Genomic DNA, 22,688 nt, shown 5'->3' on the forward strand with positions numbered 1-22,688 from the left:
GTCTCGCCCGAATCCGTTCGAACGCGAGGGGCTTCAGGACGGGGGAAGACCGGCCCTCGACAGCATTTCAAGGAACCGGGAATGGTGATGATCCTTCACATAGCGCGGCACAAAGCCAGGGCAGACATTGCTCAGATTGAGATGCGGAAGTTGTGACAGGCAATGATGGATGGCCCGCGACGCTTCATCGCGATTGCCGGTTGCGGCCGCGGCTGCGGCCCAATAAAGCGCGCCACGAACGAAGCCCGGCTTTGTCCTGACCACCTTGCGCGCGACCTCGAGCGCCCGCTGATCGTCTCCGCCGGCAAACAGCGCCATAACGAGCCCGTGGTGACGCCAGTAGTCGATGACGTCATGGGTTCCCAGCCGGATCGCCTCGTTCGCCTCGCGCACGGCTTCGCTGACCTGCCCGCGCAGCGCGAAGAGCATCGCAATATCGCCGTGGCCGCTCGGATAATTTGGGTTGAGGCTGATCGCGTGCCGGCATTCGACGATCGCCTCGTCGATACGACCGCAACTTTCGAGAGCGAATGACAAGATGCACCGGGCAATTTCATCGTCCGGCACCGCCCGCACCGCGGCCTCGGCAAGCGCCAGCGTATACTCGATATTGCCCTGCTCGCGGGGCAGCGCGCCAAACGCGATGCCCATGGAAATCATGATCGAGAGCGTCCGCTTCGCACGGGCGTTGTCGGGCCCTGTCGAGAGCGCCTTCGTCGCAAGTTCCATCCCGACCAGCAGCGAGTCGTGGGTCATCTCAAAATATTTCATGAGCGCCTCGTTCACCAACCTGCGCACTTCAGGGGGACCAGGCGGACTCTTGTCGCGGACCTTCCAGTTGGTCAGTTGAAGTTCGAGGATCACCGCCAGAACGACGGACTGGGCGATCCTGTCCTGGAATTCGAGCGCATTCTCGGACTGGCCGTCGAACTTCTGGGCCCAGACATGATGACCGCCGACGGCATCGACAAGCTGGATGTTCACCCTCAACCCATTGCCGGATCTCTGGATGCTGCCGCTGAGCACATATTGTGCCCGCAGCGCTCCCGGCGCGTTACCTTCTTGGCGCAGGCCGACCTTATCTGTGGGGGGAGCCGCGGAGAGCACGACATAGTCGGCCACCTCGGAAAGGGCTGTCGTGATGTCCTGGACCAGTCCCTTGGAGAAAAAATTGTCGCCTTGTTTTCCGGTCAGATTGGTGAAGTCGGCAACGCCAATGGAGGGGTGTCCGAGGCGATGGCTGGCCGCAACACCACTTGCCGACGGCGCGTGTGGCGCCGTGTCGGAAGCAAGCAGCAGGGACTGCCATAGTGCCCGCGTCTCTGGGCCGGCTTCGACGCCGAACTCCTTCTTCAGCATGCTTCTGCAGGCCTCGTATGTCCTGAGCGCCTTGTCGCGTTGACCACAAGCAAGGAGCAATTCCATCTTGAGCCGATAGGATTCTTCCCGCGCCGGATCCATGGCCAGGACGCGATCGGCCAGGACGAGGCCCGCTTCAGCGTCGACGAGGCGAGCCAGTTTCTCGAATGATTCAAGCGCACGACCGAGCAACTTGTCGCGTTCCGACGCGACCCAGTCGTCGAAGCCATTGCTTCCCACATGGAGACCGTCGAGAAACGGGCCAGTGTAGTTCGCCAGAGCCTTTTCGAGTTCCTGCGCGGAGCGGGCCGATAAACCCGTCTCGAACTCCTCCACATCGACCCGAAACGCCTCTGGCCTGAGGTGGATCAACTCTCCGGTGGAATGGATAAGATCGACACCCGAGAGATCGCGGCGCAGGACGCTGAGGGTTTGGCGAAGACTGTTGCGCGAATGCCCGCCATCGCTGTCGCCCCATAGCAGGTCAGCCAGTTTTTCCCGCGTCGCTGCCATGCCCGGACATCGGGCCAGATAAGCAACGATTGCCGGGCCGCGTTTCCCGACCAGTCGAAGCGGGCCAGTTGTTTCAATACGGAAGCCGCCGAAGAGTGAGATTCTATTTGCAGCGCCGCCGTCGTCACTTTGCATCTGCTGCCTCAGCCTGACGAAATTCTAACGCAAATCTAACGTTCCGCAATCGTCCGTCACCGCGCTTCAAACGCCCCCGTGACGGCATGTCATTTAGACTTCGCTAAATTAGGCGGCCAAGTCAACGCAATGCTTGGTTCAAGGGGGGCGCGTGTCCAGAACAAGAGCCAATTTGCTGCTGCTCCTTGCAGCCGCATTGTGGGGCTTCGGCAACGTCTCGCAAAAGACGGTGCTGGTCCATCTCGACGCCATGAGCGCGGTAAGTCTGCGTTGCCTGATCGGCGGGCTGCTGGTGCTGCCCTTTGTCTTGACCGAAAGGCGAGTGGCGATCGGGGCGGGCTATTTTCCGAGCCTGGCCAGGGTGGGCGCGCTGTTCGCCATCTCCATCACGCTTCAGCAGCTTTGCTATGTCGGAGCCTCGGTCACCAATGCAAGCTTTCTGGTGAGCACGGCAACCGTAATGACACCTCTGGCCGCCTGGTTGCTCGTCGGCGAGCGTCCGACAGCGGGCCTCACGATCGCTGCCGGGCTGACCCTGGTCGGAGCCCTGCTTTTGTCGGATGGGATCGGCGGCCTCGGCAGCGGGGATCTCACCGCCATCCTGTCGGCTGCCTGCTATGCGCTCTGGGCGGTCGAGCTCGGCCGGCACATGCAGGCCCATGCGCGGCCGTTCACCGCCGCCGCCGCACAATTCCTCGGCGCCGCAGTCTTCGCCCTGCCGCTTGGGGCAATGCAAGGCAACCTGTCGCTGGCCGCCGCATTCGCAGCCGGTCCGGAATTGGCGATACTCGGCGTCTTCTCCACCGCGATAGCCTTCGGCATACAGACGGTTGCCCTCCGCTTCACGCCGGCCAGCCACGCCGCCGTGATCGTCAGTGCCGAAAGCGTTTTCGGGGCGCTGGGCGCGGCGATCTTTCTGGGCGAGCGGAGTTCGTGGCCGGGCGCCTTGGGAGCCGCGATCATTCTCGGTGCGATCCTTTCCGTAGCACGATCGAACCGAACGCCGCAGGCACGTGAGTCCTTGCGGACCGCTTCGAACCAACTCTTCGACATTGCCCCTGCCTTTGCAACAGCGCCGGCAAGCGGGGCAGGCGAACGCCGCGTCAACAGTTCAGGTCCGGTGGAGGAATGCGATGACCACTGCCGCTGATGCGAACGTCGCCGTGTCGAGCGCGGCCGGACAGGCCGCGGGGGCGCTGCGATGAATGCGTGGACAGTCCTTCTTCCGCTCGCACATTTGAGATCGGCCCTTGGTGCCCGCATGAAGGGACCCGGCGGCTATTACAACAGTGGCAACGCGCTTGGCCTCGTCGTAGGTCTTGCAACCCAAATTGCGGCCGCGCCAGTCGGCCAGCATGAGGAAAGCGCTGTCATCGCGGCGGTGATGGACTATTTCGCAGGCAGCCATGGCACTGTTGCGCTCACCTTGGCTACCCTCGTCTTTTTCTGCGGCGGCGAAGCCTACCACCGGGCTTGGGCAAAGCCGGATGTTCCCGATCCCACCCTCAATCGTCTGGGCGACTTCCTCTCGGGACTAGGCGCAATCGGGCTCGGCACCGCGCTCTTGCTGCTCGGCGACCCGCTGCTTGCGGCGACCTCCGGCCTGCTGCATGCGCTCGGCAAGTTCGGCAGCACCTTTCACAGCCCGGGTAGGCGGGTTCCGGTGTGGCCGACCGCCTGGCCCGATCCGTTCCGCAGTGCGGTTCTCGCCAGCAGGTTGCCGGCAGTGGTGGCGACAACCGTCGCCCTCGGCCAGGCTTTGCCGGCGGTCTGGTCGGGCGAGTCCTTCGCGGCACTCATCATGCCGCTGACGTTACTCGGCTGTTATCTTTTGTGGACCAAGGCCGATCTGCTGCTGTTCGGCGTTGGGTCCAAGGTCCCTCGTCAAATTTCCACATGTTGAAAATGGGCGGCTTTGACAACGATCGGTTGTCGAGATGGAGAATGGGCATGTTTACAGATATGTATCAGGACGCCGGTCCCTCTTCTGGAGCGGTCTCCTTTCGCGGGCGGGTGCAGTCGATAGGCCGGGGCAATCTTTTTTCGCCGACAAAGACATCGGGAAGGGGGCTGGCAAGCCGAGCCAATTCACTCCTGAGGCTGGCGGGGATACTTGCAGCTTCTGCGTTCTGGAATCTCCCGGCGCATGCAGCGAATGTCGACGTCGCCATCGTGTTCGCGGTCGACTTCTCGGCATCGATTGATCCAAAGATCGCCGATCTGCAACGCGAGGGACATGCCGCGGCACTCACTTCGCCCGAGATCATCGCCGCCATCGGCCGGAATTACGTCGGCTGCATCGGCGTGGCCTACTTTGAATGGTCGAGCCCCGGACACGCACGCACCATACTGCCGTGGACAAGCATCTGCGGACTGGAAGATGCAAGAGCGGCGGCGGCGGAGATCAGCAGGAAAGGGGATACCGGCGTCATCCGTCGAGGGCGATCCGGAACATCGGTTTCCTCGGCTATCGACATTGGCAGTCTTCTGTTGGACCAGTTTCCTGGAAATGCCGCCAAGAAGGTCATCGATATCTCCTCCAATGGTGAGAACAACGACGGACTTCCTGTTCAGCCGAGCAGGCTGAACGCCATTGCCAAGGGATATACGATCAACGCGATCGCCATTCCCACCGAAGACGACGATCCCGGCAATCCGCTGGCATCTTATTTTGCCAAATCGGTCATTGGCGGTTCCCAGGCCTTCGTCATGACGCCAAAAGGGCCAAACGACTACAGCACGGCGCTTCGCCGCAAGCTGGTCACGGAAGTAAGCATGAACAACGAAGGGCAATTCCCGCAACCGGCGGACGGGCGCTCTTCTCAACCGTAATTCCGGACAGTGGCGCATTGCTGCACGTCCGCGTAGGGGCCGAGAGCAGACGGCGGCTCCTGGCATCTATCCACGGCCGCTCGTCGATCTTGACCTCGGCCCGGTTGATCGGGGCACCCCAGGCGGCTCCGACGATCCGATAATCGCCGCCGATATGAGTCACCCGAGCCGGCGCCGATTTGAGGCCGGCTCAGCCGCGGCGACCCTCATGCCACCGCGGCGGTGGGACGCGGCTCATCCGATCGAGCGGAGCACACCACCGTCGACGCGCAACGCGGCGCCGGTGGTCGCCGAGGCCTGCTCGGAGCAGGTGTAGACGACCATGTTCGCGACTTCCTCGGTTGTCGCGAACCGGTTGATGAGCGTGGTCGGACGCAGCGATTTCAGGAAATTATGCTCGGCGTCCGTTTGCGTGATGCCCTGCTCCTTCGCGGTGGCCTTCATCCAGTCGCCGAGAATCTCGGAGTCGGTCGGCCCCGGCAGGACAGCGTTGACCGTGACGCCGGTGCCACCGACAAGTTCGGCCAGCCCGCGCGACACGGCCAGCAACGCGGTCTTGGTCATGCCGTAGTCGATCATCTCCTTGGGGATCGCGAGCGCGGATTCGCTACTGATGAAGACGACCCGTCCCCACCCGCGCTCGACCATACCCGGCATATAGTGGCGCGCGGCGCGCACGCCGCTCATCACGTTGAGCTGGAAGAGGTCGAGCCATGCGGCGTCGTCCTGCTCGAAGAAGCCATTGGGACGCGCAGTGCCAACATTGTTGACGAGGATGTCGGCATCCGGCGCCTGCGCCGCGAGCGCCGCCGAGCCCTCGGCCGTCGCGAGATCGGCGGCAATGCCGGTGAGGTCGGCGTCAGGCAGCAGCGCGCGCAGTTCCCGGAGCGTCCCGGCGACCCGCTCTTCAGTACGTCCATTGACGACGACGGCGGAGCCTGCGCGCGCCAGCCCTTCGACGATCGCGCGACCGATGCCGGCGGTCGATCCGGTGACGATGGCCTTGCGGCCCTTGAGTTCGATGTTCATGCCCTTGATCTCCGATTATAGGTGGCCGGACGACCGGACGGATGGCCCGGAGGTCAGCTGATGCCGCTCAGCTAGATAAGCCGCGCGAGCGCACGCAGGCGTTCCGAATGCTAGTGCCGAAGGACGCCGAGCCCGGGCTCTTGCCAGGGACACCGCCATTTCCTGGCGGGCGAACATACGGGCCAGCGCCTGGCCAACAGCCCCAAATCTATGATCGAATAGCTCATCGCAATTCTCCTTCGGGGGGCGGACGCATCGCCGCTGCCTCACGCCAAGAGGTAGGCGTGCCCAAGCGCGCCATGCAGTCGGAAGATACGCATTACGGTGGTGCGAAATTGCACCGGGAGCTTCACATGACGACGCGAACTTCTCCATGATCGACTGGGACGGTATCCGTTACTTCTTCGCAGTCGCGCGCGACGGTTCGGTCCGAGCGGCGAGCAATGGATCAGGCGCCGCTGCCCGCATGGTTCAGATGGCGACTGTCTCGCGAACCTGATTGGCCGCCGCATCCAGAAAAGCCTGCGCGAGGTCGGGGTCGTTGACCACCCGCGAGAGCATGACCGCGCCGACCATTGTCGAGAGAACGGCCATTGCCTTGTCGCCGGCCTTTTCGCTGTCGTCCTCGCCAACCCAACTGCCGAGCATCTCGAGGTACTCCTTGATGCCGGCCTCGAATGAGGCCTTCACCTCGGCGCCTTGCCTGGCCGCATCCGAGCCGAGCGCTACGACCGGGCAGCCGTCCATCTTTTCCGCCCGATGATCCATACTGAGGTAGAATGAGATCACCCCGTCGAGCGGTTTCCCAGGGTTTGCCGCTGTCGCGGCCGACCACTTGTCGGTGGCGCTTTCCATCGCGCGCCTGGATGCCTGCGCCGCCAAGTCGTCCTTTGACTCGAACTGCTTGTAAAAGGCGCCCTGGGTCAGCCCGGCGCCCTTCATCAGATCCTTGAGGCCAATGCCGTCAAAACCTCGCTCCCGAAAAAGGCGGCTTGCCACATTGATCACGGTTTCGCGGTTTTCCGCGGCCTGAGTGCGACTTACGCGCATCGCCATCTCCTTTTTTAGATTGCATTCGTAATCTATACATTATATAGAGGTCGAACGCAATCCAAAAAAGGAGATATGAGATGATCCGCAAAACCCTGAGTGCGTCCGTTCTGGCCGCGATGTTTCTTGCGAAACCGGCTTTTGCCGAGGAAGCGACCATCGGACGCCCGATCGAAGCTGCCAGCCTGCACGAGGGACAGCTCGACATGGTGGTCTACTACGTCCCGGTCAACGGCGACCTGCTGGAGGTCACCACCACCTTCGCGCCGAAGATCGGAGGTGATCCGCTGCGCTTCGTCATGGGCCTTGCTGACGGCGACTCCGTGGCCTTTTCCATGCCGGGCCATCAGGATTCGCTTTATGCGTTCTCAAGGTCGGGCGAGGAGGTCACGATCTCGACCGAGACCGACACATACCTGCGAGCCGACGCGACAATGCGCTGACGCGCAGACCCTGCATGGTGTCGGCTGCGTCCGAACAGCTTGCCACAGGTGCCTTCGATCGCACTACCGAATGAGTTGGAGGAGAGTGATATGCTATATAGTTATTTTGTCGAGAAATCGATCCGAAAGAGCTTCGATGACGTCAACAATCATCGCTGGGATGCGGCGGTGAAAGCACTCGCGCCGCATGTCCATCATCGGGTTGGCGGCGCCCACGCGCTTGGTGGAGAGCGCCACGACAAGGAAGCCCTGCGCCGCTGGTTTGAACGCCTCGGCCGTGTTCTGCCCACCCTCCATCTCACGGTCAATCACATCTGGGTGGAGGGCTGGCCATGGCATACCACTGTGTTTGCCCAGTGGGATGGCACCGCGACCCTGCTCAACGGCGACACGTCGTACATCAACCGAGGTCTCCACGTGTTTACCCTGCGGTGGGGCAGGGTCCATGCGCTGGAGGAATTTTACGATTCACAGGCAGCGGCTCGCGGTCTTGCCCTCCAAGCGGCAGCGGGCCTCGAAGAAGCTGCCGCCGAACAGATAACAAGCTAGCTGAAACGTCGCCTTTTTACGATCCTCCGCAATGCGGAGGCTCGGCACATTCTTCGACAGGCTGTACGGGCGGCTTCTGGGTAGACGCGAAATTGCATCCATAGCCCGTACGAGGCGCAAAGCGGTCAGTCAGGATTCCGCTGCGAAGGCTTGCTTTGCGTCCAGACCTCCTCCTCTACTCCTGTCCCCGCTTCTGCGCGATCAGATCGAGGCGTTCGCGGTCGGAGCGTTCGCGTTCGTCGCGGTTGCGCACGTCCTTGTAGGCGCGCTCGACCATGTTGGTGCGCGCGGTTGCCGACGCGACGAGGCCGGCCTCCTTCCTGGCGCTTTCGAGGTTCGCCTCCTGGCGCACGACGGCCTGGGCGATGCGGCGGTGGTAGAGATCGGGGAAAAGGCCGGAGAGGGAATTGTCCTTGTCGAAATGCTCGACCAGTTCCTTGGCCTCGGCTTCGGCGGCATTTGCGGCGGCGAGGAGGGTGGCGTGGCGCGTCTCGTGCAGCGCCTTCAACTGTTCCTGAACCTTGACCAGCTTCTTCAGGCGGTCCTTGCGCGTGCTCATGTCACCTCGCCAGCGTCAGGTCGACAAAGCCGTCGACGAACAGCGACAGCATGGAGCCGACGGCGAAATAGAAGATGAGCATGCCGCCGGCGATGACGAAGGGCTGAGAGATGAAATAGATCGGGATCTGCGGCGTCAGCTTGTTGACGAAGCCGATCGTCAGGTTGACGAGAATGGCATAGGCGACGAAAGGGCTGCCGAGGCGGATGACCAGGAAGAAGGTGTCCGACACCGTGTCGGCGACATCGACCAGTGCCGCCTGCGGGTTGAAGAAGACGTTGACCGGCGCGACCGTATAGGACGTCACCAGCGCGCGTATGATCTCATGGTCGAAGTCGAAGACGAACAGCAGCAGCAGTGCCGAGAACGAGATCATGGCGGCGAGCGCCGCCTGCGGTTCGGGCTCCTCGATCGCTGGCCCGCCCGAGCCGCCATAGCCGATCAGCATGGCGATGGCCGACCCCATGAAGCGCAGGGCTTCCATGTAGAGCCTGGTCATGGCGCCGATCAGACCGCCGACCAGGAGTTCGGAAACGATCATCGGCACCAGGATCTGCGGACGCGGATCGACGAAGGGAAAGATCTTGTCCCACAGGAAGGCGAGCAGGCCGCCGGTGGCGGCGACCGCAACGAACAGCCTGACCTGCACCGGGATGCGGGCGCTGGACAGGCCGGGCATCAGCATGAAGCAGGCGCCGATGCGGCAGAAGGCGAGGAACGCCGCGATGACGACCGCTTGCGAGAGAACGCTCACGATATGGTCCCGAGCACCCTGATCTCGACGCCCTTGGCGATTTCGACATGCGAGAGCACCGGCAGCGTGGTGAACAGCCGCTCGATGATCATGCGCACATAGGGGCGCGCGTCGGGCGCGGTGACGAGGACGAAACGCTCGCCGGCTTCGAGGAATTTCTTGATCGCCTTGGTGGCGTCCTGGCCGAATTCTTCCAGCTGGCGCGGATCGATATCGAACTCGCGCACCTCGCCCTTGGCGTCGCGCTTGAGGCTCTGGTGGAAGGCGAGGTCCCAGCGGTTGCCGAGACGCAACACCTTGAGCACGCCGCCCTCCGAAAGATCGCCGCAGATCTGCTGCGCCATGCGGATGCGGACATGCTCGACGATCTGCTCGGTGCGGCGCACATGCGGCGCGATCTCGGCGATGGCCTCGATGATCAGGTGCAGGTTGCGGATCGAGACACGCTCGGCCAGCAGCAGCTTCAGCACTGCCTGCAGGCCGGGATAGGAGATGTGCGTGGTGCAGATCTCGTCGGCGAGCTTGCGGTATTCCTGATCCTGGCGCTCGAGCAGCGCCTTCATGTCCTTGTAGGACAGGAGCTGCGGCAGGTTGTTGCGGATGACCTCGGAGAGGTGGGTGAGCAGCACCGACATGTTGTCGGCGAAGGTGTAGTTCTCGCGCTTCAGATCCTCGGCGAATGTTTCCATGACGGAATAGGCGCGCATGCCGAAGGCCGGCTCGCGGATCTCCTCGCCCGGAATTTCGGGAACGTCGCGGTTGCCGAGCAGCACCATGATCTCGCCGACGCGCATCGAATATTCGGCGACCACCGTTCCGTGCACCTTGATCTGATAGCTTTTCGGCGGGATGGCGAAATCGTCGGCGACGCGCACTTCGGGCACGACGAAGCCATATTGCTGGGCGAACTTCTTGCGCATCTTGGCCATGCGGAAGACCAGCTCCTGATGCGAGACCAGCAGCCGGGTCGAAAGCTGCTTGCCGATCAGAAGTTCGATCTCGGCGGTGGCCAGCGAGGCCTTGACCGAGTTCTTCTCTTCCTCGGCCTTGGTCGCCTTCTCCTGGTTCTTCAGCGCCTCGGCCTCGGCCATGGCCCGGTTGTGGCGCATCGGAATGACATAGCCGAGGCCGGCCATGCCGCCGGCGAGCGCGAAGAAGGGGAAGAAGGGCAGGCCGGGCATCAGGCCGAGCAGCACCAGCAGCGCCGCCGCCACATAGAGCGCTCGCGGATGCGCGCCGAGCTGGCCGAACACGGCCTGGTTCGTCGAACCGCGTGTACCGCCCTTGGAAACCAGCAGGCCGGCGGCGAGCGAGACGATGAGCGCCGGGATCTGGGTGACCAGACCGTCGCCGACCGACAGCTTGATGAACACGTCGGCGGCCTCGCCCATGCCCATGCCGTGCCTGATATAGCCGATGGCGATGCCGCCGACGATGTTGATGGCGGTGATGATGAGGCCGGCGATGGCGTCGCCGCGGACGAATTTCGAGGCGCCGTCCATCGAGCCGAAGAAGGAGGATTCCTCTTCCAGCTCGCGGCGGCGCAACTGCGCTGTCTTGTCGTCGATCATGCCGGCGGAGAGGTCGGCGTCGATCGACATCTGCTTGCCGGGGATGGCGTCGAGGGTGAAACGGGCGCCGACCTCGGCGATACGGGTGGCGCCCTTGGTGATGACGATGAAGTTCACCACGATCAGGATCATGAAGACGATCAGGCCGATGACGAAATCGCTGGCCATCACCAGTTTGGAGAAGCCGGCGATGACGTAGCCGGCGGCGTGCGTGCCTTCATTGCCGTGCGACAGGATCATGCGCGTGGTGGCAATGTTAAGCGATAGCCGCAGCATGGTGGCGATGAGCAGCACGGTCGGAAACGAGGAGAAGTCGAGCGGCCGCTGGATCCACAGTGCCACCATCAGGATCAGCACCGAAAGGGCGATCGAGAAGGCAAGGCCGACGTCGATCAGAAAGGCCGGGATCGGCAGGAACAGCACGGCCAGGATGATGACGATGCCCAGCGCGAAGAAGACGTCGCGACCGTTCTTGGCCACGGCGCCGGGCTGGATGCTTTCGCTTATCGCCATTCTAGTCCTCGAAAACCGTGGGCTGCCGAGCATGCGACAGCCCGGCGAGGGTAGCTGGCCAAGCTTGCGCGAGGGTGGGAGAGTGGCCTGCCCAACCATCGAAAGGAAATCTCATGCTGCTGGTCATCGGCACGGTTCGTCTGCCACCCGACAAGCTCGAACAGGCAAGGCCAGCGATGGAACGCATGGTTGTTGCCAGCCGTGCCGAGCCCGGTTGCCTCGCATACTCCTATGCGCGGGATGTCCTCGACGCCGGGTTGATTCGGGTCACGGAAGTCTGGAGTGACAGGGCGGCGCTCGACGCACATTTCGCCGCGCCGCACCTTGTGGACTGGCGCGCAAGCTGGCCGGCGCTCGGCATCGGCGAGCGCAATCTCGTGCTCTACGAGGCCGGCGACCCGAAGCCGACCTGACCATCGGCGGCCGGACGGGCTCCCTCCCAAAGGGCGCGCGGGCGCCGTCATTGTGGTTGCCATGCGGTGCCGCTCGGCGTATCAGCACGGCAGTGTTTTCAATGCCTTGCTGATGTCGGCGAGCCGCTCCGGTGCTTACCAAAAACCAATCGCCCAGGAATCAACCGCAAGTCTACGCTCGCCGGCTGCGCGCGGTGCTCATCAATTCGATCCCGCTGCTCGAAGCGCGAGGCATCGCGGTTGTCGTCCTTGCCGGCATCGTCGGCGTCATGGCGGGCATACTGGTCACCGCGATGAGCCAGATCGTGCAGGACCTGCACGGGCTGTTGTTCGGCGTACAGCCCGGCGGCCGGCTTTCCGGCATGTTCTCGCTCGCCCACCCCATGCAGGCCCTGATCCCGGCGATCGGCGGCATCCTGCTCGGGCTGACGGTGATCTGGCTGAGAAAGCGGAGATTTCGCACGCCTGTCGACCCGATCGAGGCCAACGCGCTCTATGGCGGTCGCATGTCGCTGACCGATACGTTCATCATCGCCGGCCAGACCATGATCTCCAGCGGTTTCGGCGCCTCTGTCGGGCTGGAAGCCGGCTATACGCAGGTCGGTTCCGGCCTGGCTTCGCGGCTGGCGCGGCTGTTCAAGCTGCGCCGCAATGATGTCCGCATCCTGGTCGGCTGCGGCGCCGCCGGCGCCATCGCGGCGGCTTTCGATGCGCCGCTGACCGGTGCTTTCTATGGTTTCGAACTGGTCATCGGCATCTATTCGGTCGCCAATGTGGTGCCTGTCATGACGGCGGCGATCTCCGCCTCGCTCACCGCCGAGATGTTCGGCGGCGTGCCGTTCCCGCTGGAGCTTGCGGGCCTGCCGGCACTCACGGCCAGCCAGTACGTGCCCTTCCTGCTGCTTGGACTGCTTGGCGGGGCCGCCTCGATCGCCATCATGCATCTGGTGACGCTGGTCGAACGCGCCTTTGCCAAGCTGTCGGTCGACGCCTCGCTGCGTCCCGTCATCGGCGGCGTCATCGTCGGCCTGCTCGGGCTGGTCACGCCGCAGGTGCTGTCGAGCGGCCACGGCGCGCTGCATCGCGAATTCGCCATGAACTATGGGCTGAGCGTGGTGGCCAGCGTCTTCGTGCTGAAGCTGGCGGCTTCCGCGATCTCGCTGGGTTCGGGGTTTCGCGGCGGACTGTTCTTCGCTTCGCTGTTTCTTGGCGCCCTGCTCGGCAAGGCATTCGCCGATGTGATGGCTTTCATCTCGCCGTCGACCGGCATCGATTCCGCCGTCGCTGCCGTCGTCGGCATGACATCGCTGGCGGTCGGCGTCGTCGGCGGGCCGCTGACGATGACGTTCCTGGCGCTGGAATCGACCCGCGACCTGACGCTAACCGGCGTCGTCCTGGCGGCCTCGATCATGGCGGCGATCCTGGTGCGCGAGACCTTCGGCTACTCCTTCTCGACGTGGCGCTTTCATCTGCGCGGCGAAACGATCCGCAGCGCCCATGACGTCGGCTGGATGCGCAGCCTGACCGTCGGCTCGATGATGCGCAAGGACATCAAGACCATCAATGCCGACACGACGCTTGCGGCCTTCCGCAAGCAGGTACCGCTGGGCTCGGCCCAGCGCGTCATCGCCGTCGACGCGGGTGACCAGTATGTCGGCGTGCTGATCGTTGCCGAACTGCACAGCGACCTGTCCGACGGCGAGACGGCGGTGCGCGACCTCGCGCAATACAAGGATGCCGTCCTGGTGCCGAGCATGAACGTGCAGTCGGCCGCCGAGACCTTCCAGCGGGCCGGCGCCGAGGAGCTGGCCGTGGTCGAGGATTTCACCGACCACATCGTGCTCGGACTGCTGACCGAGGGCCATCTGATGCGGCGCTATGCCGAGGAGCTGGAAAAAGCGCGCCGGGACTTGTCGGGCGAAGGGTAGGTCGGGCGAAGGTAGGCTGCCGAGCCGGCCTAGCTGAGCTCGTGCAGGGCGAAGCTGCCGTGGCCAAGCTTGTTCTCCGCCCTACTTCAGCAGATCATGGCCGACCGCGCACCATATCCGCCGCTCAACACGTTAAAGCTGGTTTCGAAGGACATCTGGATCGTGGATGGCCCGGTCATCCGCTTCGGCATGCCTTGGCCGAAAATGCGGGTTCCGACGCGGATGACCGTCATCCGCGTCAACGATGGCGATTTGTTCGTCCATTCACCCACCTTGCTGACAGGGAGCCTCGAGGCCGAGATCGCTGGATTGGGCAAGGTCCGCCACATCATCGGGCCGAACCGGATCCACTATTGGTGGATTCCGATGTGGCGCAGGGCCTTTGCGGATGCGGGCATCTGGCTGGCACCGCGGATTCGCGAGCAGGCGGGCGACAGGATCGATTTCGAGGCGAACGAGCTTGGTGCCGAGAGCGGCTACCCGTGGGACGATGACCTCAAGTCGCTGCCGGTGGAAGGCAGCTTCATGACAGAGATGGTTTTCTTCCATTCCGTCAGCCGAACATTGATCCTGACAGACCTGATCGAGAACTTCGAACCGCGGAAGCTTGGCTGGCCGTGGCGCTGGCTTGCCAGGGCGGCTGGTGTCGTTGATCCCGATGGCAAGACGCCGCGCGATTTGCGATTGACCTTCCCCAGGGGGCAACTCAAGGCGGCAGTCGAAAAGATGATAGAATGGAATCCGGAACGCGTGATCATGGCGCACGGCCGTTGGTACGAACACGATGGCGTCGCCGAACTGAAGCGCGCGTTCCGCTGGCTGGGTCCGCTCTAACGCTTTGTCTGATGCAAGCCCGGACGAAAACGTCTTCGCGCTTTCCTGCACTCCTAATGCTCGATCGGCCCCTTTGCCATGACCAGCGCCGTGCCCGCGGTTGTCGGGCGCTCGATCACGCGGCGCACCCGCGGCGGCTCGTCGCCGCTGTGCAGTGCCCGCAGGCGCTCGCCGACCATGGCGTCGGCTTGGGTGATGCGGCCGTTGTGCCTGACATATTCGAGCCAGGTCGGCGTGTGGTAGTGCTCGATCCAGATCGCCGGATTTTCGAGATCGCGCGCCAGCGTCCAGTTGCGGGCACCGTCGCGGCGGCGGATGCGGCCGCGCTCGGCCATGGTGGCGAGGAACTCCGGCACGTCCTCGTCGCGGATGATGTATTCGATCATGATGGCGATGGGGCCGCTGCGCGGCTTCAGGTCGAGCGCGAGGTGCGGCTCCTTGAAGCGGTTGAGCGGATCGAGGTTCAGCACCTGCTGCTGCGGCAGCGGCAGCACGAGGCCGATGGCGCCGCCAGCCAGCATGGCGATGGCCGCCGCGATCAGCGCTGTCCCGGCGCCATGCGCGTCGGCGACGATGCCCCAGATCCAGCTGCCGAGCGCGATGCCGCCGAAGGTCGCGGTCTGATAGACCGACAGCACCCGGCCGACGACCCAGCGCGGCGTTGCCATCTGCACGGTGACGTTGAAGTGCGAAAGCGCGATCACCCAGCACGCGCCGCCGACCAGCAGGCCGAGCGATGTCTGCCAGGCGTTGTGGCTGACGGCGGCATTGAAGGCGCAGACGGCGAAGCCGGCGAAGGCCGAGCGCACCATGGTCTCGCTGGACAAAAGCTGGCGCAGCCGCACGCTGATCAGCGCGCCGCCGACCGCGCCGATGCCGAAGGCGCCCAGCATGATGCCGTAGGTCAGGGCGTCGCCCTTGACGACGTCGCGCGCCACCAGCGGCAGGAGCGCCAGCACCGCGCCGGCGCTGAAGCCGAAGGCGGAGCCCCTGACCAGCACCTTGCCGATATTGGGCGACATGGCGACATAGCGCAGGCCTGCGCCCATGGCCGCGCCAAGCGATTCGCGCGGCAGCGTCGATGGCTGAACCTGCGGCTTCCAGCGCGCCAGCACGACGATGAGACCGATATAGCTCACCGCGTTGGCCGCGAAGGCGGCCGCCGCCCCGGCTGCGGCGACGATGATGCCGCCGATCGCCGGACCGACGCTGCGGGTCAGGTTGAAGCCCATCGAGTTCAACGCGACGGCGGCCGGCACTTTGTTGCGGGGCACGATGTCGCCGACGGAGGCTTGCCAGGACGGGCTGTTCAGTGCCGTGCCGCTGTCGATCAGGAAGGTGAAGGCAAGCAGCGTCCACGGCGTCATCAGGCCGGAATAGGTGAACAGGGTCAGAAGCACCGAGACGACCAGCATGAAGGTCTGGGCGACCAGCATAACCTTGCGCCGGTCGAAGCTGTCGGCGATGGCGCCGGCGACGAGCGCGAACAGCATGATCGGCAAGGTGGTCGAGGCTTGGACCAGCGCGACCTGATAGGGCGAGGTGGCGATCGTGGTCATCATCCAGGCGGCGCCGACGCCCTGGATGAGGCCGCCGAAATTCGACACGAGGCTGGCCGACCACACGGCGCGGAAGATGCCGTGCCGGAACGGCGCCAGCGCCGAAACGCTCTCGCTCTCCGGCTTTTCGTCAATCATAGGAAAGGCCCTGCCATGGCTTGCCGATCGTTGCGGTGATCCGTTTCCCCGGATGGTTTGCCGAAACTATGGCATCGTGCCGCAAAGAGCGACCGTCTCGAAAAAAAGATCATGGTCCAACAAGGGGATAGAGGAGGACCACGCAGCCGTGCGGCTTTGCTTCGACGCCGCGCCGCGGATGCAGCCCCTATGCCGTACACGGTCCGCATCGGCGACAGCAGGGCTGCTGCCGGTAAGTGGTCGGGACAGAACGGGCGGGCTCGCCGCAAGCAGCTAGAACCCGTTTTCAATGCGCTCGAAGACGACGTTGGTGAAGGCCGATATCTGGCTGCCGATGAAGGGACCGGTCAGCGCCGCCACGAGCATGATGGCGACGATCTTCGGCACGAAGGTCAAGGTGATCTCCTGGACCTGCGTCAGGGCCTGGATCAAGGCGATGCCGATACCCACCGCCATGGCGACCAGCACCACCGGGGCGGATGCGGTCAGCACCGTCCACACCGCGTACTGGACGATGTCGAGTGCGTCGGCCTCGTTCATGGGGTCGGCCCGCCGGAGCCGTCAGCTTGCCGCCTTGACCGAGACGCCGGGGCCGACCGCGATCTCGGTGCCGTTGCCCAGCACGGCGATGAGGCCGCTGCTGGCAAGGCGCACGGACGCGACGGTGCCCGTCGTGTTGCCGTCGGCGGAGGTTATCGAGCGCCCGATCAGCGCATCGGCCTGCGACAGCGCCGAGGACTGCATGATCTGGTCCAGCTTGGTATTGGTCTGCACAGACTGCTCGACCTGCGAGAAGGTGGCGAGCTGGGCGACGTACTGTGTCGAATCCATCGGCTTGGTCGGATCCTGGTTCTTCATCTCGGCGATCAGAAGCTTCAGGAAGGACTGGTAGTCGACAGCGGTCTTGGAGGTCTGCTGGCTGGCCTGATTGGCGCCAACCGGTATCGTCGTCGTCATGTCCACGGTCATCAGCGTGCTCCCACAGCCAGCGGACGCGAGGCGCCCGGAACGTCGTCATTGCCGCCAAGCGCGCGGCGTTCGAGCGGATAGAGCGACCGGATCGCCTTTAGCGCCTCGTAGATGTGATCCTCGCCGACCATGCGGTCGATCTGTTTCAACGCACTGCCGATCTCGGCGTCCTCGAAACTTGCAAGCAGCAGCGGCAGGGAGCGGCGGAACATTTCGCGCGCCTCGCCGGCGCCGGCCGGATTCATGAGCATCACCTGGAGGATGAAATACAGCTGCTTGAGCGGCGTCGAGGCGTCATCGGCCTGGATCACATGGCTTTCGAGCAGGAACTGCACGTCGTTCATCAGTTCGACGGTGACCTTGCGGTCGACGCGGATGACGGCACCGTTGATGTAGATCTTCTCGTTCGGCTTCAGCGATATCTTCAGCGTGTTGGTCATTGAATGCCGTCGCGGATGATCTGGGATACCTCGATCAGTCCCTCGAAATTCTGGGTGCGGCCCTGGCGGATGTCTTCCGCCTCGCGCAGCAGCCAAAGGCCGATCGAAATCAGGTTGGCGCGCAGTTCCTTGGGAAGCGCGTTGTCGTTGGAGCCGAGATCCTCGACAAAGGCGGTCCAGACGCGGTTGGTGAAATGCAGCGCCTCCACTGCCTCCATCGAAGCGGGGCCAAGGGCGGCGGCCGCCGCCAGCATGTCGATCGAGCGGGTCAACAGCTCCCGTTCACGGTCCTTCGCATCGGCGACAGAGGTGCTCTGGATGTCGGCGTAGGAGAATTGGTACATCGTTGGCTCTACCGTTCCGGTTCAGAGTTGTCAGGTCAGGTAATTCAACAGGCTGAGCTGCTGGAGCCGCGCCGTCAATGCGAAGGAGGTCTCGATGTGCTGCGTCAGGTCGGCGACGCGGGTCGCGGCTTCGGCCGGGTCGACCGCTTCGAGATCGAGGATGTGGCGCTCGAACAGGTCGACCTGCGTCTTCATGCGGTCGACGGCGTCGGACACGCGCTTCTGGACGATACCGGTTTCGGACTGAACCTGGCCGATGCCGCTGAGCGCTTCGCCAACCAGCGACTGCGAGCGGCCGACGATGGTGTCCTTCGCCGCCTGGCTGATGTTGGTCGACATCAGGCTGGAGACCATGGCCGCCGCCATGGCGAGCTTCTTGATGCCGTCGCTGTTGGCGCTGGTCGAGGTCGCGGTGGTTTCGTTGAGCGCGATGCGGCTGACGATCTGCTGGTCGGTGGCGTTCGACCAGTTGGCCTGCCAGCCCGAACCGAAGAACTGCGGCTCGACGTCGTTGGTGATGAAATCGTCCATCTGGGCCGCAGTGATGTTTGCCGCGGCGGGGTCATCCGGCGTGAAACCGAAATTGGCGACGAAGGAGGCGTCGAAGGCAGCCTTGGCGGGTGATCCGGCCGCTGTGAAATCGTTGATCGGCTTGACGTCGGTGTTGGTGCCGGCAAACAGATACTCGCCGTTGACGCTGGTGTTGAGGATCGAGGCGAGCTGCTGGACGGCCGTCTTGCCGGCCGACTGGGTGAGGTTGGCGGAAGAATCGCCCGACGTTGAGGTGGTCAGGCTCGACAGCAAGGTCTGCGCGACGCTGGAGAGCTGGCCGAGCGAGGTCTGCGTCGAGGAGAGCCGGGCGGCCACCAGGCCGTTGGAATCGATAATGACATTGAGCCGGTCGAGATCGCGCGAGAAGGTTACGGACTGGGCGGTGCGTCCGCCCAGTGCCAGGCCGACATCGGCGACCCTGCCGGTCGAGGACTCCTTCGTGGCTTTGACGAGTTCGGCCTGCATGCGCATCTGCTGATAACGCATGGCGTTCGAGAGGGCGGCCGAAGAGACTGAGGTCATGGATTATCCCACCGCGCTGAGCAGAGCCGCCAACATGTCGTCGACGGTTTTCATCATTCGGGCCGATGCCTGATAGGTATGTTCGAGATCGAGAAGCAGTGACATTTCCTGGTCGACATTGACGCCGGTCGCGTTGGACAGCGCCTCGGCGCTGCGCGACGCCAGGGCTTGCTTGGCGTCGGCTGCGGTCGACGCCTGCTGGCGCACGCCCTGGAGCCAACCGATCGAATTGGCGGCATAATCGGCAACGCTCGACGTCGCCGAAATCCCGGCGGCGGGGTCGAATGTCATCGGCTGATCGAGCCGGTCGCCATAGGCGACCAGAAGGCTGGAATAAGAGGCGCCGCCAGTGTTGACGACATAGGCCGCGCCGTTGGCGCCGCCGTCGCGCAGCAGTGCCGGATTGCCGCCGACACTTGGATCCATGGCGGCATTGACGCTGATCGTGCCGGCAAGGCCATTGACCAGCGTGCCAGCGGCCGGCACCGCCGGCGCGCCCGACCAGGTGAACAGCCCGGCGGCGTTGGGCATTGACGGCGCGGTCTCGGCGAAGGCCGTGATCAGGCCGCGCGCGGTCTCGTCGAGCTGGCTCTGCATGGTCGAGGCTACGCCATCGCGCAATTGCAGCAATCCGGCAAGCTTGCCGCTGGCGCTGGTGTTGCCGCCGGTTCCCGCCGAGATCGGCACATTATCGATGTAGAGGGCATTGCCGACGGTACCGGCGCTGTAGCCGGAGGATGGGGCGAAGCTGACCGTTCGCGGGATGGTTTCGAACAGCGTCGTGCCGTCACCCGTGGTGATGACCATGTCATTGTCGCCGCGCGTGAAGGTGGAGACCGGAACATAGTCCGAGATCTTCTTCAAAAGCGCGTCGCGCTGGTCCAGCGCATCGGAAACGTCGGTGCCGGAGCGCGTGCCTGATATGACAGCCTGGTTGGCGTCCTGGAACTGGCTGAGCAGCGAGTTGAGATCGTCTACCGCCGTGGCGATCTGGCCGTCGGTCTGGGTGCGAAAGTCCTGAATGGCCCTGGAGCCTTCGTTCAGGGAGCGCACGACCTGCTTGGCCGCGTCGATAACGCTGGAGCCGAGATTCTGGTTGGACGGCGAGGTGGCATAGAGCTGCAGCGCCTGCTGCAAATTGCCGATCGCGGTCGAGGGAGAGGACGCATTGTCGACGCCATTGACCGAAACATCCAGCTGATCCAGGCCGCTATAGAGCGCGTTCTGGCCGCTGTATGCCGACAGGGCGCTGAGATTCTGGCGGAAGAGCAGGTCGTTGGCTACACGCTGGATATCAACCGAGCGCGCGCCCGGCGCCGTGCTGGTGACGACGGCGATACGGCGCGTATAGTCCGGATTGGAAGCGTCGGCGACGTTGCGCGAGACAACGCTGGTCTGCCGAGCGGTGTTCATAAGCGCCGATTGGGCGATGCTCAATGCGGTGGAAAGCGACATGCGGGTCTTTCACGGGCGTTGCCCGGTTTTATCTCTTCAGGTTGACAAGGACGTCCATCAGGTCGGAACCCGTCTGGAAGACTTTCGAATTGGCGGTGTAGCTGCGCTGCGCCGCGATCATGTTGGTCAGTTCCTCGGCGATATCGACGTTCGAATTCTCGAGCGCGCCGGAGATGATGGAGCCGAGCTTGCCTTCATTGGCAAAGCCGACGCGGACCGCGCCGGATTCGGTGCCCTGCGAGTACACATTGCCGGGCAGCGCGGTGAGCTGGTCGGGACTCTGCACATCGGCCAGCGGGATCTTGTAGAGCGGCTTGGTGGAGCCGTCCTTGTACTGGGCGTAGATGGTGCCGTCCTTGCTGATCTGCACCTTGTCGATGGTGCTCGGCGCGTTGCCGTTGACCTGAGCGTCCGAAACCGTGAAGCCGGTGCCGAGCTGAGTCAATGCCGACAGATCCAGTGAAAAGGTGCTGCCGTTGGGCACGGTGAGCGAGACGCTGTCGACGGCGCCGGTGAGCTTGCCCGTGGTCGTGTCGAAGGTCAGGTTGGCCGAGCCAAGCGCGCCGCCGGTGTAGGGGAATGACGTTCCGGCGGTCGCCTTCGACTGGTCGAAGACCGACACCTGCCAGGTGCCGGCGCCGGTGTTGGTGAAATAGACGTCGAGCAGCTTCTTGTTGCCGAGATTGTCATAGGCGACCATCGAGGATTTCGAGGTGTACTGCGCGCCTGCGGCATTGGTGGTGGGCAGGTTGCCGGCCGCGACTGGCGTCGCGCCTGCGGGCAGGTTGCCGCTGTAGAGACCCTCGGTGCTCGGGGTCGCGGTCATTCCCTGGTCGGAGATGACGACCGGGACCAATCCTTCAAAACCGTTCACCGTCGCCGCCGGCACGCCGTTTTCGTAGCTGTAGGCCATCAGCTGGAAGCCGGCCGAGTTGACCAGCCTGCCCTGCCCATCGGGAACGAAGGCGCCGGCGCGGGTCAGGAAAGGCGTGCCGCTCGGGTCCTGGACGACAAAGAAGCCGTCGCCGCTGACGGCAAGGTCGGAGACAGAGGTAGTGTATTGGAGCACGCCGGGATCGCTGACCGCCTGCCGGATCGTGGTGGTGATGCCGCCGGAATTATAGGCGCCGCCCGTCGAGGGCATGACCAGTGTTGAAAATTCGGCGGAGGACCGCTTGTAGCCGGTGGTATCGGAATTGGCGATGTTGTCGGCTGTCGTCGACAGACGGTTGGCCTGCGCGTTCATGCCGGAAACGCCGGTCCGCATCATCCCGTAGAGGCTCATCGAAATGTCTCCGCAATGTCCATGCCACTGGCAGCGAGGCTACGCGTCCTGTCTTGCGCGAGGCTGGCGCGGCGGTGCATCAGAACACCAGCCGGTAACCGAGGAAGCGCTTGGAATCGATCGGATCGGTGCCCAGCTTCTCGCGCAGCTTCTTGCGCAGCTTGCTGATGTGGCTTTCCACCACGTTCTCCTCGACCTCTTCGTCGAAGATGCCGTAGATGGCGTTGAATACTTGGGTCTTGGTGACGCGGCGGCCGCGATTGCTTGCCAAATATTCGAGAATGCGGCGCTCACGGCGCGGCAAGGGAAGCGGCTGGCCATTGATTTCGGGGTCGCGGCCATCCATGAAGATGCGCATGGCGCCGATCTCGGTAAAGGCGGCATCCTCGTTGGCGCGGCGGCGGATGGCTGTTATGCGAGCCAGGATCTCTCGGATATGGACCGGCTTGCGGATGACGTCATCGACACCGCTCTCGAACAGCCGCAACGTGTTCTCCAGCGAATGCTGCTCGCTGAGAGCAATCACCGGGGCTCCGGTGCGGTCGCGGATCTGGCGCGGAGAGATCGCGCCTTCGCGGCAGTCGCCGATGAGGAAGGCCCGGACCGAGCGCAGATCGGCATCGGCCGCCGAGTTCACCCACTCGCCGAATTCGCCGGAAGCGAAGCCCGCGCAGGCGATGCCCTCGCGGTCAAAAAGTGAATTGTATCCGTCTGTCACGAGCTCTCGCTCGTCAACGATAACGATCATCGGCCCCGCCTCCGAATCAGCTCATCTGCCCCGTGGGGAAAGCCGTATCCGCTGGCAGGAATCCTGAACAACCGTCATTTCTTGTAACTAGTTTCTTGGGAGTCTGGAATCGCATCGGTTGCATTAGCATGGGGTGAGATATGCTTGGTGCTCCAAGTCCCGGCCAAGTCGAAGCGCAACGCCGAGACTTTGCG

23 protein-coding genes are annotated in these 22,688 nt (G+C 63.7%); 8 read left to right on the forward strand and 15 right to left on the reverse strand.

Annotation, left to right across the window (positions count from 1 at the left end; genetic code table 11):
* Positions 1-33 precede the first annotated feature (33 nt).
* Positions 34-2,007, reverse strand: coding sequence for a BTAD domain-containing putative transcriptional regulator (locus FJ428_RS13885; RefSeq protein ID WP_140879580.1), 1,974 nt, complete (start codon positions 2,005-2,007; stop codon positions 34-36).
* Between the two features lie 151 nt (positions 2,008-2,158).
* Between FJ428_RS13885 and FJ428_RS13890 the strand changes: the two genes are divergently transcribed.
* The 3 genes from FJ428_RS13890 to FJ428_RS13900 all read left to right on the forward strand — a co-directional run bounded on the left by FJ428_RS13890 (position 2,159) and on the right by FJ428_RS13900 (position 4,839).
* A complete protein-coding gene (locus tag FJ428_RS13890) occupies positions 2,159-3,157 on the forward strand; it encodes a DMT family transporter (RefSeq protein WP_140879581.1) in 999 nt (332 codons plus the stop codon).
* Between the two features lie 111 nt (positions 3,158-3,268).
* A complete protein-coding gene (locus FJ428_RS13895; RefSeq protein ID WP_224518901.1) occupies positions 3,269-3,910 on the forward strand; it encodes a hypothetical protein in 642 nt (213 codons plus the stop codon).
* A gap of 47 nt (positions 3,911-3,957) precedes the next feature.
* Positions 3,958-4,839, forward strand: coding sequence for a DUF1194 domain-containing protein (locus FJ428_RS13900; RefSeq protein ID WP_140496462.1), 882 nt, complete (start codon positions 3,958-3,960; stop codon positions 4,837-4,839).
* A 234-nt stretch (positions 4,840-5,073) separates the two neighbouring features.
* On the opposite strand, the gene FJ428_RS13910 is transcribed toward FJ428_RS13900, so the two are convergent.
* Complete coding sequence (locus FJ428_RS13910) at positions 5,074-5,868, reverse strand: SDR family oxidoreductase (RefSeq protein ID WP_140879583.1); 795 nt, start codon at positions 5,866-5,868, stop codon at positions 5,074-5,076.
* Between the two features lie 471 nt (positions 5,869-6,339).
* Positions 6,340-6,918 (reverse strand): TetR/AcrR family transcriptional regulator, encoded by a 579-nt coding sequence (locus tag FJ428_RS13915; protein ID WP_140879584.1) that lies wholly within the window; start codon positions 6,916-6,918, stop codon positions 6,340-6,342.
* A gap of 80 nt (positions 6,919-6,998) precedes the next feature.
* On the opposite strand from FJ428_RS13915, the gene FJ428_RS13920 reads away from it, so the two are divergent.
* Positions 6,999-7,361: a hypothetical protein gene (locus FJ428_RS13920; RefSeq protein ID WP_140879585.1), complete on the forward strand. Its 363-nt coding sequence runs from the start codon at positions 6,999-7,001 to the stop codon at positions 7,359-7,361.
* Positions 7,362-7,451: 90 nt separating this feature from the next.
* Positions 7,452-7,910 carry a nuclear transport factor 2 family protein gene (locus FJ428_RS13925; RefSeq protein WP_140513653.1) on the forward strand — a complete coding sequence of 153 codons (459 nt, stop codon included), beginning with the start codon at positions 7,452-7,454 and terminating at the stop codon, positions 7,908-7,910.
* Between the two features lie 175 nt (positions 7,911-8,085).
* On the opposite strand, the gene FJ428_RS13930 is transcribed toward FJ428_RS13925, so the two are convergent.
* Genes FJ428_RS13930 through flhA form a run of 3 tightly spaced genes read right to left on the reverse strand, consistent with a single transcriptional unit; the run spans position 8,086 to position 11,307 of the window.
* The gene (locus FJ428_RS13930) at positions 8,086-8,469 is read right to left on the reverse strand and encodes a hypothetical protein (protein ID WP_140496242.1); all 384 of its coding nucleotides are present in this window, start codon (positions 8,467-8,469) and stop codon (positions 8,086-8,088) included.
* Position 8,470: 1 nt separating this feature from the next.
* On the reverse strand, positions 8,471-9,223 hold the full coding sequence (gene fliR, locus FJ428_RS13935; protein WP_140496241.1) for a flagellar biosynthetic protein FliR: 753 nt from the start codon (positions 9,221-9,223) through the stop codon (positions 8,471-8,473).
* On the reverse strand, positions 9,220-11,307 hold the full coding sequence (flhA, locus tag FJ428_RS13940; RefSeq protein ID WP_140496240.1) for a flagellar biosynthesis protein FlhA: 2,088 nt from the start codon (positions 11,305-11,307) through the stop codon (positions 9,220-9,222). The genes fliR and flhA overlap by 4 nt, the downstream gene beginning before the upstream one ends.
* Before the next feature lie 113 nt (positions 11,308-11,420).
* Here flhA and FJ428_RS13945 point away from each other — a divergent pair, with 113 nt between their 5' ends.
* From FJ428_RS13945 to FJ428_RS13955, 3 genes are all read left to right on the forward strand, one after another.
* A complete protein-coding gene (locus FJ428_RS13945) occupies positions 11,421-11,720 on the forward strand; it encodes a putative quinol monooxygenase (RefSeq protein WP_140665860.1) in 300 nt (99 codons plus the stop codon).
* 131 nt (positions 11,721-11,851) lie between these two features.
* Positions 11,852-13,648, forward strand: a complete 1,797-nt coding sequence (locus FJ428_RS13950; protein WP_140665857.1) for a chloride channel protein — start codon at positions 11,852-11,854, stop codon at positions 13,646-13,648.
* Positions 13,649-13,744: 96 nt separating this feature from the next.
* Positions 13,745-14,482 (forward strand): DUF4336 domain-containing protein, encoded by a 738-nt coding sequence (locus tag FJ428_RS13955; protein WP_140879586.1) that lies wholly within the window; start codon positions 13,745-13,747, stop codon positions 14,480-14,482.
* A 53-nt stretch (positions 14,483-14,535) separates the two neighbouring features.
* Here FJ428_RS13955 and FJ428_RS13960 read toward each other — a convergent pair whose 3' ends face one another.
* From FJ428_RS13960 to FJ428_RS14000, 9 genes are all read right to left on the reverse strand, one after another.
* Positions 14,536-16,179 carry an MFS transporter gene (locus FJ428_RS13960; RefSeq protein ID WP_140522340.1) on the reverse strand — a complete coding sequence of 548 codons (1,644 nt, stop codon included), beginning with the start codon at positions 16,177-16,179 and terminating at the stop codon, positions 14,536-14,538.
* Between the two features lie 273 nt (positions 16,180-16,452).
* Positions 16,453-16,719: a flagellar biosynthesis protein FliQ gene (fliQ, locus tag FJ428_RS13965; RefSeq protein ID WP_140496235.1), complete on the reverse strand. Its 267-nt coding sequence runs from the start codon at positions 16,717-16,719 to the stop codon at positions 16,453-16,455.
* Positions 16,720-16,740: 21 nt separating this feature from the next.
* Complete coding sequence (flgD, locus tag FJ428_RS13970) at positions 16,741-17,148, reverse strand: flagellar hook assembly protein FlgD (RefSeq protein WP_140496234.1); 408 nt, start codon at positions 17,146-17,148, stop codon at positions 16,741-16,743.
* The gene (flbT, locus tag FJ428_RS13975; RefSeq protein WP_140496233.1) at positions 17,148-17,588 is read right to left on the reverse strand and encodes a flagellar biosynthesis repressor FlbT; all 441 of its coding nucleotides are present in this window, start codon (positions 17,586-17,588) and stop codon (positions 17,148-17,150) included. The genes flgD and flbT overlap by 1 nt, the downstream gene beginning before the upstream one ends.
* The gene (flaF, locus tag FJ428_RS13980; RefSeq protein ID WP_140496232.1) at positions 17,585-17,932 is read right to left on the reverse strand and encodes a flagellar biosynthesis regulator FlaF; all 348 of its coding nucleotides are present in this window, start codon (positions 17,930-17,932) and stop codon (positions 17,585-17,587) included. Before flaF ends, flbT begins: the two co-directional genes overlap by 4 nt.
* A gap of 30 nt (positions 17,933-17,962) precedes the next feature.
* Positions 17,963-19,006, reverse strand: a complete 1,044-nt coding sequence (locus FJ428_RS13985; RefSeq protein WP_140496231.1) for a flagellar hook-associated family protein — start codon at positions 19,004-19,006, stop codon at positions 17,963-17,965.
* A 3-nt stretch (positions 19,007-19,009) separates the two neighbouring features.
* Complete coding sequence (gene flgK / locus FJ428_RS13990) at positions 19,010-20,461, reverse strand: flagellar hook-associated protein FlgK (protein WP_140560324.1); 1,452 nt, start codon at positions 20,459-20,461, stop codon at positions 19,010-19,012.
* Between the two features lie 28 nt (positions 20,462-20,489).
* Positions 20,490-21,746 (reverse strand): flagellar hook protein FlgE, encoded by a 1,257-nt coding sequence (locus FJ428_RS13995; RefSeq protein ID WP_140522332.1) that lies wholly within the window; start codon positions 21,744-21,746, stop codon positions 20,490-20,492.
* A 79-nt stretch (positions 21,747-21,825) separates the two neighbouring features.
* Positions 21,826-22,494, reverse strand: a complete 669-nt coding sequence (locus FJ428_RS14000) for a response regulator transcription factor (protein ID WP_140496228.1) — start codon at positions 22,492-22,494, stop codon at positions 21,826-21,828.
* Between the last annotated feature and the right edge of the window lie 194 nt (positions 22,495-22,688).

It is taken from the genome of Mesorhizobium sp. B2-8-1, assembly GCF_006440955.1.
In the GTDB taxonomy this organism is placed as follows: Bacteria; Pseudomonadota; Alphaproteobacteria; order Rhizobiales; family Rhizobiaceae; genus Mesorhizobium.